General features: G+C 40.3%; 16 protein-coding genes. 2 read left to right on the forward strand and 14 right to left on the reverse strand.

Annotation, left to right across the window (positions count from 1 at the left end; all coding sequences use genetic code 11):
• Positions 1-33 precede the first annotated feature (33 nt).
• From B9J78_06220 to B9J78_06260, 9 genes are all read right to left on the reverse strand, one after another.
• On the reverse strand, positions 34-744 hold the full coding sequence (locus B9J78_06220) for a hypothetical protein (GenBank protein MBA2124506.1): 711 nt from the start codon (positions 742-744) through the stop codon (positions 34-36).
• Positions 669-953 (reverse strand): hypothetical protein, encoded by a 285-nt coding sequence (locus tag B9J78_06225; GenBank protein MBA2124507.1) that lies wholly within the window; start codon positions 951-953, stop codon positions 669-671. The genes B9J78_06220 and B9J78_06225 overlap by 76 nt, the downstream gene beginning before the upstream one ends.
• Entirely contained in the window at positions 943-1,365 is a 423-nt protein-coding gene (locus tag B9J78_06230; protein ID MBA2124508.1) for a hypothetical protein, read from the reverse strand. The genes B9J78_06225 and B9J78_06230 overlap by 11 nt, the downstream gene beginning before the upstream one ends.
• The gene (locus B9J78_06235) at positions 1,358-1,675 is read right to left on the reverse strand and encodes a hypothetical protein (protein ID MBA2124509.1); all 318 of its coding nucleotides are present in this window, start codon (positions 1,673-1,675) and stop codon (positions 1,358-1,360) included. The genes B9J78_06230 and B9J78_06235 overlap by 8 nt, the downstream gene beginning before the upstream one ends.
• A 145-nt stretch (positions 1,676-1,820) precedes the next feature.
• Entirely contained in the window at positions 1,821-3,149 is a 1,329-nt protein-coding gene (locus tag B9J78_06240) for a hypothetical protein (GenBank protein MBA2124510.1), read from the reverse strand.
• Positions 3,149-4,156, reverse strand: a complete 1,008-nt coding sequence (locus B9J78_06245; GenBank protein MBA2124511.1) for a hypothetical protein — start codon at positions 4,154-4,156, stop codon at positions 3,149-3,151. Before B9J78_06245 ends, B9J78_06240 begins: the two co-directional genes overlap by 1 nt.
• Positions 4,153-5,019 (reverse strand): hypothetical protein, encoded by an 867-nt coding sequence (locus B9J78_06250; protein MBA2124512.1) that lies wholly within the window; start codon positions 5,017-5,019, stop codon positions 4,153-4,155. The genes B9J78_06245 and B9J78_06250 overlap by 4 nt, the downstream gene beginning before the upstream one ends.
• Before the next feature lie 9 nt (positions 5,020-5,028).
• A complete protein-coding gene (locus B9J78_06255; protein ID MBA2124513.1) occupies positions 5,029-7,332 on the reverse strand; it encodes a hypothetical protein in 2,304 nt (767 codons plus the stop codon).
• Positions 7,323-8,435, reverse strand: coding sequence for an AmmeMemoRadiSam system radical SAM enzyme (locus tag B9J78_06260; GenBank protein MBA2124514.1), 1,113 nt, complete (start codon positions 8,433-8,435; stop codon positions 7,323-7,325). Before B9J78_06260 ends, B9J78_06255 begins: the two co-directional genes overlap by 10 nt.
• A 170-nt stretch (positions 8,436-8,605) precedes the next feature.
• On the opposite strand from B9J78_06260, the gene B9J78_06265 reads away from it, so the two are divergent.
• Complete coding sequence (locus B9J78_06265; GenBank protein MBA2124515.1) at positions 8,606-9,724, forward strand: hypothetical protein; 1,119 nt, start codon at positions 8,606-8,608, stop codon at positions 9,722-9,724.
• Positions 9,725-9,738: 14 nt separating this feature from the next.
• Here B9J78_06265 and B9J78_06270 read toward each other — a convergent pair whose 3' ends face one another.
• On the reverse strand, positions 9,739-10,947 hold the full coding sequence (locus B9J78_06270) for a hypothetical protein (GenBank protein ID MBA2124516.1): 1,209 nt from the start codon (positions 10,945-10,947) through the stop codon (positions 9,739-9,741).
• A gap of 206 nt (positions 10,948-11,153) precedes the next feature.
• On the opposite strand from B9J78_06270, the gene B9J78_06275 reads away from it, so the two are divergent.
• A complete protein-coding gene (locus B9J78_06275) occupies positions 11,154-11,990 on the forward strand; it encodes an electron transfer flavoprotein subunit beta (GenBank protein ID MBA2124517.1) in 837 nt (278 codons plus the stop codon).
• Between the two features lie 126 nt (positions 11,991-12,116).
• Here B9J78_06275 and B9J78_06280 read toward each other — a convergent pair whose 3' ends face one another.
• The 4 genes from B9J78_06280 to B9J78_06295 form a co-directional block, all read right to left on the reverse strand.
• On the reverse strand, positions 12,117-12,464 hold the full coding sequence (locus tag B9J78_06280) for a hypothetical protein (protein ID MBA2124518.1): 348 nt from the start codon (positions 12,462-12,464) through the stop codon (positions 12,117-12,119).
• A 294-nt stretch (positions 12,465-12,758) separates the two neighbouring features.
• A complete protein-coding gene (locus tag B9J78_06285; protein ID MBA2124519.1) occupies positions 12,759-13,148 on the reverse strand; it encodes a Fe-S cluster assembly scaffold protein NifU in 390 nt (129 codons plus the stop codon).
• A gap of 201 nt (positions 13,149-13,349) precedes the next feature.
• Entirely contained in the window at positions 13,350-13,790 is a 441-nt protein-coding gene (locus B9J78_06290) for a hypothetical protein (protein ID MBA2124520.1), read from the reverse strand.
• 77 nt (positions 13,791-13,867) lie between these two features.
• Positions 13,868-14,874 (reverse strand): hypothetical protein (locus B9J78_06295; GenBank protein MBA2124521.1); only part of this gene is annotated, 1,007 nt, incomplete at its 5' end.

The following is a 14,874-nucleotide window of genomic DNA, read 5'->3' on the forward strand; positions in this document are numbered from 1 at the left end:
GTAGTATTATTAAAATTGGGGTATCCACTCGACTCACGTAGACTGAATATGCAATGGCCTATCCGGTGCCGAGCGACCAACAAGACGCCAGTAAGGGACTACCTCAGTTGTGGTTGTCCCTTGCAGCATTCGATAGAAAATCTTGCCGACATGGCGAGATTTTCGCCGGTTATGTCGAAAGGTGAACTCATCAAGGTAGTGCTGAAGCTGTTTCGGTCTAACAGCTCCTTGGTGAGTTCCCAAGATCCACTGTTTAAGGAGTGAAATAACCCGATGCACATTTGCGAGCAATTCGCCTTCACTTGTACGTACCTCATGAATATATCCATGGCTAGACAGGGAGGCGTATCCTTTCCAGTCATCAGTGATTACCTTGCTTCCCAACTGCACATTTTCGACAACGAATGGAATCAAACTATCAGCCGAGAAGTCACGCAAATGGGCAATGCGAATCCGCCCCAGGCTCTTGCGGCAATGTCCCGGCACTTCAACCCCGACCACGATCTTTGCCTTCTTGAAGGTCTGTCGACCGATAACTCCTTGTTCCTTTCCTCCGATGAAGGCATCGTCAATCTCAACTGGACCTTCCAACGGTTCCCGGCCCGCTCGGATCATAGCTCGCCGGAGTTTGTGTAACCATGCCCAAGCCGTCTGGTAGCTTCCCAATCCTAACAGATGTTGCAGCCCCTTTGCACTGCCACCGGTCTTCTGGGTGCAAATCCACCACATGACTTTGAACCACATTCGCAAAGGCTTCCCGGGGTGCCCTCCATCACTGTTCCAGCCACCAAGGACAGTTGGCTGCCACACTCACTACATACCAGAAGATGCCGGTTGTTTATCCACGCTTTCGCGCCTTTGCATCTTCGACATTGAAACCCATGCGGCCAGCGAACACGAAACAAATAATTCCGACATGCTTCTTCTGTACTGAAGAATTCATCAAATTCCATCAAGGTTCTTGGAAAATCGTTGGTGTCCACAACGCCATATATTACACCTTGTGGCAACGTGAGTCAAGTGGATACCCCAATTTATTAAAAAAAGAAAATAGAGTTGACCCCATTTACCCAAAGGATAACGACTCTCAAAGTAAAAATTTGTTATTTTTTTTACAATACCTTTAAACTGGTTAAATTCAGTATCAATTTTTATCACATCCTGTAATAACTTAACCAAATCATGTATCCTCTCTAATTCTTTACCTCTGGAGATCAGAAATCCTTTCAGATATTTCTCAGCAGATTGTTGTATATGGAAAGCGACAGTTTCTAAATCCCGATTACCCTTAAAGAGAAATTCAGCATTTGTAATATCCTTTTCGCCTTTATTAAACCACTCTTTAACTATCTTTGACTTAACCATAAAGCACTACCCCCTTTGTAACAATTTTTTTAATAAAGTCATCTCCAATCTTTAACCTTCGTTTAACTTCATCAGGAGTATATACAATTGTGTCTAACGCAAACATTCCATTTTCTTTATCAAGTATCTGTCTTATTTTTATCGATCGATCAATGTGTCTGGCTTTTGTTTTTTTAACTATAAGTAAGTCAATATCGCTATGTCTATCAGGATTCCCCCATGCATATGAACCAAACAGGATTATCTTTTCTGGATGATATTGCTGTTTTATTTTTTCTGTCATAATTTTAATTATTGTTTCTGCTTTCATATTATTTTTCACTTTTACTTTAAAAAATCAAATTTCCGTTTTCACAAAAATAAGTTTTTTCCCCCACACGGGACACAATATTTTATAACTGAGAGTTGATTCAATAACTTTTTATTCGTAATAATTCATGGCATTATTCATGATTTTATGTTCGTGATCTGAGCATCTCTAAAAAAGCCTCCACCCGGGTTCTTATCTGTTCTATATCTTCCAAACTGTAATCAGTATGAATGGCAAGGAAGGGAATACCTTTGTCCTTGAAAACCCGGCTTACCTTGGGCAACTCCATATCGTAGAGTGGACAGAGCCTCAGGGAATGGTGGATGACCCCGTTCACTTTAAAATCCTCTGCAGACTGGAGTATCTTATCTATCCTGTCATCGCTTTCAGTAAAACAAGGACAACTGGAAGGTAGTAAATATCTATTGGCTATTGCCTGGAGCATCCCGTCCATAGTCCATTCGTTCACCTCTACCGGGTCATAGAAATGCCGGGTTCCAGAGCAGAGTTCATCTATAACGATGGTAGATTGCATCTCTTCAATTATATTAAGTAGTTTATAGTTGGGCCATATAATAGGTGCTCCTGTAAGTAAAAGACGGCAATTACTTAAAGGCAATTTGTTATTAGATTTTCGCTCTTCTAATTCATCACATAACTTTTGAGTTTTTTCTATCCACCTATTTATATCATCATAAAAGCCGGTCTGAATTACAAGTAAAGCATCCCGACCATTTATTAGTGGCGGATTATTCTTTCTAAGTTCATAAAAACGGCGCAGCACCTCCTGTCTTTTATGCAAAATCCTAATTGATTCTTTCAAACTCTTTTTGGTGATTTTATTACAGGTGAGTTGCTCAATCCTCTCTTTAAGTATTCTGATCTCTCTTAACCAATACTCTTGAGAATGGCCAATCTCTTTGCTCTGCGGAAGCCTTAAACTCCACACAGGAAGATAATTGGAAAGAATCTCTCCTAACTTCTTCTTGTCATCGCAAGGGGTGGGAGAAATTACCGCATCACAGAGTTCAAAATAAGAGAATCTTGCTACCTTAAAACCAAAAGAGGATTTTACCAAAGGACATATATCCCGGGGCAGAACCTCCTCAGCAATTGAAATAGTATCATATGCACCAGCACAGAGCCTTACGGGGATGGCACAGGCAGAATGTATTAACTCCTCAGGAGTAAAGATGCAGAAACTACCGATAATTTTGCCTGAAAATTTTTGTAGTTCTTTCTCTCTTTTATCCCCTGAAATGATATCTTCGTAATAAGAGATACCTTCAGGACGATGGGGCGCTTTTCTTATTAACTCCAGATTTTTAGAGGTAGCCTCTTTGAGCTTTTCTTTCACCTGCCAATTTTCTTTCTTCAAGACTGGATAAGAGTATCTTCTTTCAAACTCTTTTTGAGCTAACTTCTTTATCTCGAAGTCTCTTCCTGCTTTCTTAATCCTCTTAAAAAAGTTCATTATTTACTCCTTTTAAATTTTGACTTCCATGCTTTAAGTCCTAAAAATTTTACTGATAAAGCGCCATCTTCTGGACAAGAATCCACACATCGAAAACAGCGAATACAATCAGGAAAATCAACATTCTTATTCTTCTTCTCCTCGTAAACATTTTCATTCTCTAAGGGGCAGCTATCCACACATATCCCGCAGCGGGTGCATCTGGTAAGGTCTTTTTCCTTGACCAGGAAACTGCCCCGGTTAAAAAAAGAAAGAAGGACGCCATTGGGACAGAATCGGCAGAAACTACGTTTGGTGAAAGCACTCATAATTAAGACAGCCATAAAGACCATTGCAATAGAAAAGAAAATAATCAAAAGTGGTGAGAAAAGACTCTGTTCAATGGGATGCCCTGTTATGTAAGGAATAATAAAACGGGAAGGACAAAGCTGGCAACCAACGATAAAAAGTTCTTTTCTAATCCACCAGGGAAGTTGAGGAAAGGCAATAAGCAGAGATACAAAAAGGATAAACCCTATCAATACCCACTTAAATTTTTTAAGAAATTCTTGCCAAATTTTTGACAAACTGAGGCGATTTAATCCCAATTTTATTCTAAGGCTGGCAAGGGTATCCTGAATAAAACCTAACGGGCAGACCCAGCCGCACCAGAATGTTCCTAACATAACGGCCAAGAGAAGAAATATAACTAAATGAGGCAGAAAATCTTTCCAGGGGGTGCGCCAGGTTATCGCCTCGGAAAAAAAATGCATGAAGCAGGCCCTAAACAGTCCCCCTCCTCTGGCAAAGCGACAGGTTTTTATCCCTATGTAGGTATCAAATACTTGTCCGTGTTTCGGGCCACGCATCAGGGCAATCCTTTCCTCTGACGTGAAGCCTTCCGGGGCCCTTACAAAAGGAATCAAGGGTGTCTCTACCCGAATGCCTAATAATGCACCATAAAGGATGAGGAAGAAAGAGACGAACTGCACTATTTTTCTTGTTAAGGTGATAGGTCTTGGCGTCATTTCCGTTTTAGTTTTCTTACAAGTATCAATCCGAGTAGAATTCCAAGCAAAACCAGATAGAAATATGGTCTTCTCCAGAAAGGTATCTCCTCCACCCGCACCACTATTTTCCCGGCCTCTTCTACCGGTGGTTCTACTATATCCTCCGGTACCGGAACTTTTTCTAATGGAATAACTTCCTCTTGTGGTTTGACCTCAGGCTCTATCTCAGGAGTGATCACCTCCTCAACGGACTCAACCGGAAGTTGCGGAATTTCTTCCCGTGGTTTGACTTCGGGCACTACTTCAGGAGTAATTGCTTTCGGAAGAGGTTTAATCGGTAGTTGAGGAACTTCCTCACTGACAACTACCCCTATTTTTTCTATACTTGGACGGAGGACAGCCTCTCTTGCCTTAACCCTTATTCTCAAGGGATAGTCTCCTAATTTATAGCCCTCTTTTAATTTGAGCTTAACCAGAAAAAAAGTCCTCTCCCCGGGTATTAACCTTTTTAAAATCCTGGGCTTAACCTCTATATCAAAGGCTGGACTTTCTACCAGTAGTTCCACATCTTGCAAGGGAGAACGGAAAGTATTTTCTGTATAGATTCTAAATTCACCAACTCTTTCCATTCTAATTAAGTCATCTTCTGGCACCAGAACTAAATGGTCCCTTGGGATAAAGGGGTCATGGCACATATGACAACGAGGTAGCATCAATACCTTTATTCTTAGTGTAATTACTTCGCCGTAAGCTGGGTTTCCTAATAAAAATAAAATTCCTATTAAAAATAGTGCCTTCACCCCATTGGGGAATTTGGCCCTAACGGAGCAAAAAATACCACTTTTACTTAAAAATTGACTAAAGCTTTTAATGGGGTTCATCTCCACCTCCTATGCTGAAGTAGCCACGATAATGAGGCTGCTCACTTTAGCCATAATCACTACCATGCAGGTCCCTAAAAGCCCTAAAACAGGCAGAAGCACCACCCCTCCTATAACTCCTCCGGCAAAGCCACCCAAAAGGTCGGCCCCGTAAAGCAAGCCGGCGGTCCGGCTTAGGTCGGGAGAGCTGTCTAAATATATCTTGTTAGCCAAAGGAAACTGGGCGCCCACAAGAAGCCCGGAAAGAAATGATAACACTAAAAAGACTATTTGTAAAGGAAGAAATATGGCCGGACGGTCTAAGTAAGGATGAAATAAGAGAAGAACCACGGGAAGCGTCCCCGCAAAGAGAATTATAGCCAGCTCAAGCTTGATAAAAGAAACCCTGTCCCTCTTAATTCGCGTTAAAAGAGAGGTCATAATTGCTCCTCCCACTCCTACCCCCACCATAAAAGCGGCTACCAATAGTCCCAGCCAGTGAAAGACAAACCCAAAAAGAGCCTGAAAGGTAAAAATCAACGTTAGGTCAAAGAGCATCCCGGCAAAACCGGTGGTGGTAATACACAAAGGAATGCTTGCCCTGTGAAGTGCTCTGACTCTGGTGCGAATGAGCAAGAATATTAGTGTAATAATAGAAAGCAGTATAAAGAAGAATCGTAAGTGTACTTTCTCAAACTGCAAGAATACCCCCCGCAGGTGAGGAGAAAAAAGAGCATTCCAATAGGAAAGGCTATAGAATGTTCCGAGTGGCTTAAAATCCTGATTAATTTTTTCTGTGCCATCTTTAATAGAACTTAAGAAATTTTCAAGCCACCAGGGTTGTAGTCTGTATTCAATATAGGCTGGCACAAGAAGATTCACAGGTATGTCCCGAGCAGCCAACCTCTGACTTAAAGTACCTGGGTTAATTAAAGAAACTCCCTCTGAAACAGAAGCCAGGAAAAGATTTATACTCTCCCCGGGAATTATCTTTATATATGGAAAGACACCTTTGAGTGTATTAAGAATACAAGAATTGAGGTTTTTTAGTTCTCTTAACTGGATATCCGCTCTGGGGGCACTTGGCAAACCGAGAACCAGTATCCCCTCTTCTTTTAGCCTGTTTTTCACCAAAGAGAAAAACTCCTTGGTAAAGAGTCTGTTGACCTGTAAGTCTGAGGGGTTGGTCCGACCCACCAGAATCAGGTCATACTTACGAAGCGTCCTTTTGATAAAGAGCCGGCCATCAATGTGTTTGATGCTCACTCTGGGGTCAGAGAGTTCATCCTTGGTCAAGGGGGTAGGAAATTTTTTCACTAATTCTAAAATTAAAGGGTCAAGTTCAGCATAGTCAACCCTTTTCACCTGCGGGTGCTTTAAAATTTCATTTATCACTCCTCCTGCCCCACCACTTAGGACAAGAATCTCTTGTGGGTCAGGATGGGAAAGAAGGGGAAGATGAACAAACTCTTCTACAAAGACGATATCAGGGGTGGGGGTGGTGATGATAGAAAGGCCATCGGAGTAGAAGGTGTATTGTTCACCCCTTTGAACGACGGTGATGTTGCCGTATCTGGAGTTCTCATAATGGACCACATCTTGAGAGGGCCACTGCCTCTTTATGGAAAGTTGGTGGATTTTATCCGCTCCTCCCCTAAAAATTAAGAGCCCGGCTAAAAGCAAAAATATTATAGAGGCGCCCGATAGAATTTTAGTGGTAAGGATTTGTTTCTTTTGCCGGAAAGGTCCCAGCAGGAATACGCCTAAAATAAGATTTAATAAAGATAGCCCCAGGGCGGTCTGGAAAGAATGAAAGTAGGGGATGAGAAGATAGGTAAAGCCAACCGCCCCGGCAATTGTGCCCAGAATTTCCCAAATATAAACCTTGCCAATACCCTGAGCATCCCCGGTATTAGAATGCAAAGAGTAGAGCTTGCAGCTAAAGGTAAATAAGGCTCCGTGAGGAATGCTTACCAGGGCCAGAATAAAAAAAGAAGCCAGAAAGATGGGCAACAATCCTAAGCCTTCGCCGGGAGTAACCCCGATAATCTCCCTTAATATCCGGGTTGAATAAACGGCCAGGGGCAGGGACAGGGAAAAAAGAAGCTGAAGGCCAACAAGGCCTTGAAGGCGTCTATTGATGTGCTCGACCCTTCTCCCCAGGAAAAATGAGCCTATGGCCTCTGAAAGAAGCCAGTTGGCTAAAATAATTCCCACCGATAATTCATTGCCGGAAAAAGTTATCAGCAGCTCCCTTAAAAGCAGGAGCTGAGCCACGATGCCGCTAAAGCCCGTCGCCAATATGACAAAAATAAGTCGTTTTCTCACCGCCAGATTCCGGGAATCTTATGTCCGCAGAACTTACACCTTCCCTCTTTTATATTATTGCTCAATACGGTAAAGTGAAGCCGATGAATCAATTTCTTCTCGCACTTGGGACAGAAAGTGGAGTTATGCTTATGGCCAGGGACATTTCCTATGGTAACATAATGGAGACCCACATCTTTGGCAATCTTCCACGCCATTTCAAGTGTTTTAACCGGTGTGTGGGGCAGGTGGGTTAATTTATATGCAGGAACGAATCTGGAAAAGTGCACTGGCACATCCTCACCTAAATTTTCTTTAATCCAGACACACATCTTTCTTATTTCATCAGGGTCATCATTAACAGTTGGTATAACAAGATTGACAATCTCAAGCCAGACCCCTTCTTCTTTAATAATTTTCAAAGACCTTAAGACAGGTGCCAGTTCTGCTGAATATGTCTGGCGATAGACCTCTTCCGAGAAACCTTTCAGGTCAACGGTCATTGCATCGGTATATTTCAGAAGTTCTCTCAGGGGTTCAGGCTCTATGGAAGCATTGGTGTGCCAGAGGATATTTAAACCTTTTGCTTTGGCAAGTTTTGCCACATCATAGACATATTCGTAAAAGACAATCGGGTCATTATATGTAAAGGATATGGTAGGAATTTTTTTTCTTAGAGCCATCTCAACTACTTTCTCAGGCGGCAAATCATATGTGCGAAGGTCACTGGGGCTTGACTGGGAAAGATGCCAGTTATGACATTGCTTGCATCGGAAATTACATCCCACTGTACCTAAACAAAGTATATCTGTTCCCGGGAGGTTGTGAAGCGACGGCTCTTTCTCAATAGGGTCTATATGAACCGCTGACGGGCGGGAGTGAACTAAACTGTATAATTTTCCGCCGCGATTTTCTCTAACTCTGCAGAAACCGCGACCTCCTGAGGCAATTGTGCATCTTCTGAAACATATTCCGCATTGAACCCAGTTTTCAGGCAATTTCTGGTAGAACATCGCCTCCCTTAGAGATGCCTCTTCTGTTTTCAGCGTGGTTCCGGCTACACTTACCTCAAGATTGCCTAATGGAGCCTGTGTCACTTTGTATAATATCCCTGTCACTGTTATTATCATCAGGCAAATAATTAAGTAGATCCACTTCTTTTTCTTTGTCCTTTTCATCTTAACTTTTTCATCCACCCGAACTGTTATTTTTCCTTTATAATTATACTACGCAAATGGTAATTATGCAACGGGCCTTCTCAATTGACAAACAATGGTTTTTATAGTATTCTTAAATCGTTATGGGACATCAATATTTTGATAGAGGTGCCTTAAAAATAAAACCTTTAAGTAGCAGAGCAAGCAGGGTAGTCATAGAAAGAGATTGTATTCTCCCAGATACCAAGCCGATTCCATTGTCTGGCGAAAAATATGACATTCTACACCAGACAGTTCAAAGAATAAAAATAGCCCGCAGCAAAAAAAAGTCTGTTGTTCTTGCATTTGGCGCCCATACAATAAAAAACGGACTGGGCCCTGTTCTGATAAAACTTATAGAAGGTGGCTGGATAACACACCTGGCAACAAACGGAGCAGGTATCATACATGACTGGGAATTTTCATATCAGGGAAAAAGCAGTGAAGATGTCCGAAAAAATATACAGAAAGGACAGTTCGGACTCTGGCAGGAAACAGGTTTTTATATAAACCTTGCAATTGTTATAGGAGGATATAAAAATCTTGGATACGGAGAATCGGTGGGCAAAATGATACAGGAAGAAGGATTGGACATCCCATCACTAAATGAATTAAAGCATATTATCCGAACAAAAATTGACGATAACCCTGAACTTGTTGCAGCAGCATCTGACTGTTATTATACAATTAAAAAATTTGGTATAAAATCTGGTTTTATGAACATTCCACATCCATTTAAAAAATTTAGTGTTCAGGCCGTTTCATACAAGGTAAATGTCCCTTTTACAGGGCATCCCATGATAGGACATGATATTATTTACTGCCATCCCCTTAACAACGGGGCGGCAATAGGAAGAACAGCATTAAGGGATTTTTTAAGGTACGCCTCTTCAATAAATAACATTGAAGATGGCGTGTATTTATCTCTTGGCTCTGCTGTAATGTCTCCTATGATTTTTGAAAAATCATTTTCTATGGCACAGAACATATCCCTTAAAGAGGGGAAACATATACAGAACCATTTTATACTTGTTGTAGATCTTGCTCAAATTTCATCGGACTGGCTCAGAAATAAAGAACCTCCACCAGATGATCCAGCATATTATGTAAGATACTGTAAAACATTTAGCAGGATGGGCGGAAAGATGCGTTATTTAAGTCTTGATAGCAAGGATTTTCTTCTGAATCTCCTGCACAGTCTTGAAGCAATAACAAAATTATAAAATAAAAAATTTTTTTACATTGGATTGTTTGATGCTACTTTTATACTGAAATCTGAAGTATACGCAACGACTCTGTTCCTTCCCTGTCTTTTTGCAGCATATAAAGCAGTGTCAGCGTAGTCTATAAGTGTTTTGCTGCTATCCGCATCATCGGAATAGGTTGCAATGCCTGCACTTATTGTTATTTTTTTAAGCGGCTGAACCTCCTGATTTGAAAATTTATGGGCTTCTATTTCTTTTCTTAATCCTTCTGCAATATAATAGGCAGTATCTTTGTTTGTTTCCGGCAATATGCAGGCAAACTCTTCTCCGCCATATCTTGCAACAATGTCCCCTTCTTTTACATTAACCTTTAATATATCAGCCACAGTTTTAAGTACCACATCTCCTGCGGGGTGTCCAATATTATCGTTATAGTTTTTAAAATAGTCTATGTCTATAAAAAGAAGTGATACCGGTTTTTTATTCATATCTGAAAGACTTGTCTGTAATGAAAGAATGTAATGGAAATAACCATGATTCCATAGACCTGTCAGTGAATCCCGATAACTTGTAAGAAGTGTTTTTTCATAAAGTCTTGCGTTTTCTATCGCAAGTCCGGCCTGATTTGCAAACAGTGTAAGAAGCCAGATATCATCTTTATCTATGCATTCATTTGTAATTATGTTGTCCACTACAATGATACCTACTACTGTATTTTTTGCTTTCACAGGAACTGTGGCAAACCTTTCTAATTTAAGCTGTGTAAGGTATGGATCAAACCCTAATTTTTCCCTTGCATCAGATGTTATAATCTCAAAAGACATTCCCTCAAGAGCGGTCAATGCAAGTATGCCCCCCGTTCCATCTAACGGAATCTCAATATCCCTTACAGCATTGTTCAGTTGTGATTTTGAAAGTTCTTCCTTAAATTTCTGTCCTGATGATACGAAATCTTCAAGCGACTTTTTATCACAACATACTTTATTCCATATATCTACTGCCTGCTCAGGTGAGTCCGGTCCTATTCCCATCTCACCTCTTAATATATTTGTTTTTGCATCAACAAGAAAAAGCATTGCCCTGTTAAACCCCAGTCCCACATGTGCAGTAACAGATGTAAGTATGATATAGAGTATCTTATCAAGAACAAGGGTGCTTCTCATTGCATTCCCTATCTCATAAAGAAGATAAAATTCGGCTCTGGCTTTTTCAAGTTTTGCTTGCAGGTCTTCCGGTTTCATTTTTTCCTTTTTTCTATTCTATTATAAGAATTTTTGTAGAAAAATCAAGGTAATTACATATAATACAATCAATAGGTTTTGGGGTGTCAGAACATATGTGACGAGGTGACAGGCATAAGAGGCATCAAGAGTTCAAGGTGTCAAGGCGGGTATCCTCTGGGTGTGGCATCTCGGTGGACGGTGAACATTAACAGAAGGAGCAATGAATGAATATTATTGTTTGTATAAAACAGGTCCCTGATACACAAAACATAAAAATAGATTCGCAGACAAATACACTTATAAGAGAAGGCGTCCAATCAATAATAAATCCCTTTGATATGCATGCTATAGAAGAAGGACTCAGACTAAAGGAAAAAAATGGAGGGCAGGTAACTGTTATAAGTATGGGACCTTTACAGGTTGAAGAGGCTTTAAGGGAGGCACTCTCTATGGGTGTAGATGAAGCATACCTTGTAAGTGACAGGGCGCTTGCTGGAAGTGATACACTTGTAACAAGTCTTGTGCTTGCCAGAGTGATTCAACACACAGGAAATTATGATATTATTATATGTGGGAAACAGTCAATTGATGGAGATACCGCACAGGTAGGACCCGGTATTGCAGCACATCTTGGCCTTCCGCAGGTTATGTTCGTAAAAAAGATAACTATCACAAGCAGAGCACAAGAGCACAAGGGCACAAGAGCACAAGGGCACCAGAGCACTTCAATGCTTGCAAGGGTAGAAAGAATGACAGAAGAAGGATATGAAATACTTGATACTCCTCTTCCTGTTGTTATAAGTGTTGTAAAGGAAATAAACAAGCCCCGGCTACCTTCTCTTAAGGGAAAGTTAAGAGCAAAAAGTGCAACAATTAAAAAATGGACATTAAAAGACCTAAATCTAAAAGAAGATGAGGTTGGATTGAAAGGTTCTCCGACACAGGTTATAAAGATGTTCACCCCTCCTCTGAGAAAAGGAGGACAGATATTAACAGGCGCTCTATCGGAAACGGTTCCAAAGATTGCAGAGGAGATTAAAAAAATTATAACGGGTGTGTGAGCCTTCGCGTCCCCTCTTAAGTGTGGGATGCGGAATTTGGAATTTCTCCCCTCCTTTTCAACGAGGAGCAAGAAAGATGAGGGATTCCTCCCCTCCTTTTTAAGGAGGGGCGGGGGAGATTATGTTTTATAAATTCTTATATATTTCCTCCAACACTGTTTGAATATTTTTTAAAACATCTATATCGGAAAATCTTAAAACTTTAATCCCGAGAGATTTCAAATATTTGTCCCTTTGTTTATCCTTTTCCATTCCCTCTTCTACATAATGCTGACTGCCATCCAGTTCAATAACAATCTTTGCCTTTGGACAATAAAAATCGGATATATAATTGCCGATAATTTTTTGTCTATAAAATTGCATTTCTTTTAATTGTTTCCCTCTTACTCTTGACCATAAAAATCTTTCTGAATCTGTCATATTTTTTCTAAGTTGTCGGGATAAGTTTTTTAGTTTTGCATTATAATAGAGCATAACTCCCTTTTTCTTAAATAATAATCCCCCTCCATCCCCCTTTTATATAAAGGGGGAAGTTAAAATGAGACACTCTATAAAAGGTGAATTTCCCCTCCTTTTTAAGGAGAGATAGAAGAGGTAAGGTGAATTTCCCCTCCTTTTTAAGGAGGGGCGGGGGAGATTATGTTTTCGGGTCTGTCATTCCCGATTAAATCGGGAATCTGGTCTCCGACGATAACATTTTTCCGGATTGCCACGCCCCAAAAACAAGTCCTCGCAATGACCTCGGTATTTCTGTCATTGACATCGGCACTATTTTGCCATATGTTTTTCCATATAATCTGTTATAGCAGCCCTTAACGCCTCTTCTGCAAGAGCAGAACAATGCATTTTTATGGGTGGAAGTCCTCCCAATGCTTCAGCAACAGCCCTGTTGGATATTTTTAGTGCTTCTTTAACGGTTTTCCCTTTCACAATTTCTGTTACCATGGAACTTGTGGCAATTGCGGCTCCACACCCGAATGTTTTAAATTTTGCATCTACAATCACCCCTTTTTTTACTTTTATATAAAGATTCATTATATCTCCACAGACAGGATTTCCGACCCTGCCTATACCATCTGCGTCTTGTATCTCTCCAACATTTCTTGGATTTTTAAAATGCTCCATAACCTTCTCGCCATATTGAGATGTGGTTGTCATACGCTCCTATTTTTGGGATTTTTCTCATAACTTCCTTGCCTGCCTTTTTATTTTGAACCCTTACTCTCTCTTTCTATTATCTTATTTATTAACTTTACAATCAACTCTTTTTGTTCCATAAACATTTTTATAGCCTGCCACCTAAAGTCCATATATCGATGTGCAAGCCTGTTCCTCTGAATAGCCAATTTTGCAAATTTTTTATGAGATCTCCTTTATATTTTTTTCGGCTACCTGAATCTGCCAATCTGTGCCAAAAATACTAAAATCTTCCATCTGAAAAATTGCTTCGTTTCTAATATCCACATATTTATTGTAGTCTTTAATATAAACAGGCACACCTAAAACTATTATATTATAATAAAGCATAGGTTTTCTAAAGTCCCAATAAATGGGAATTATATTTACTTCCAGGTTGATTGCAGAAGAAAGCGTTAGAGAAATATTATTTATAATTTCGAACAATTTGTCGTCAGACAAAGTATTATCCTGAAAAACTATACCAATATCAACATCCGAATCTTCTCGTGGAAATCCCCTTGCCCACGAGCCGCATAAGAAAACCGTCTCCGGATTATAATTTTCCTTATTTTTGTCAAAAAAATCTCTCAAACAATTTATCACATCCTGTTTTTTTTTCATAAACTTTGTTGCCCCCACCTGTCAACCCCGTAGGTTGGCATTTTGCAAACCTACGGGGTTGGTTTTTGGGTTAACTGCTAAAGGGTTAGCCCTGATTCTTCTTTCCAGTAGACAATCTTCGCCCTCGGCAGATATACAATAGTTACATCATCAAGAACAGGGGTGTCTCTGTTGCCAGCAGGTGCACTAAATGTTGCCCGATATTGAATAGAAGTCCCAAGAAGATTTATACTTGGACTTAAACCACCTGTAAGATACGAGGGGTCTGAACCGCGCGGGGTTCCAACAGGACATTCCATACTAATACTTCCTCCTGCGGTATGAGCTGTCCATGTTATAGTCCCCCATCTGACATCGGTAGGAAGTGAAATAGATCTTGTATATGTGCCGGAGGTTTGATATCTGTTAAGAGGAGTAAAATTGGCAGTATATCTTATATTATTTGATATCCGGATAGAATCTATTGTAGCGTTTGCATTGTTAGTGCCGGGAGAAACAGCATTGGTACCTACATACATATCGTCATCCATAGCTAAATCTAATAGAAAAAGTGATGACCCTATTCGTTTCCCATCAGTAATACCATCTACAAATAGTTCTAATTCAGTAAATCCCCCAGGCAGAATACCATTGTTATCCCAAGTTATAGTTGCTGCTATATGATGCCATACTCCGGTCTGCCAAGTTGAGATACCATAAGTATCGGAAAATTCGCCGTATACATTATCTCTGACCGTTAATTCCAATGTGCCATTGTTGTTCCGAAGCCAGATATATTCGGTATTTCCAGAATTTTTAAGATTAAAGAAATAATGAGTCCTACCTCCTGGCGTTTCATTCATCTTTACCCACATTTCTATTGTGGTCCTGTCTAATTGACCAATTGGAAAATTGCTTACCCTTCTATAAGTGAGACTTCTCCCTGATGTATCTATAAGAGCTCCATCGGGCATCAGATCTCCAATGCGTGGGGGGGGCATTGGATTTACCGTAGTCTTATTTAAATTCCCGCCTGCTGCTAAAACCCCTACACCTCCATCTGCATCAAAATTATTATTATAATTTGCAAAAAATTTCGTATTTA

This window comes from bacterium Unc6 (assembly GCA_013626165.1).
In the GTDB taxonomy this organism is placed as follows: Bacteria; Omnitrophota; Gorgyraeia; order Velesiimonadales; family Velesiimonadaceae; genus Velesiimonas; species Velesiimonas alkalicola.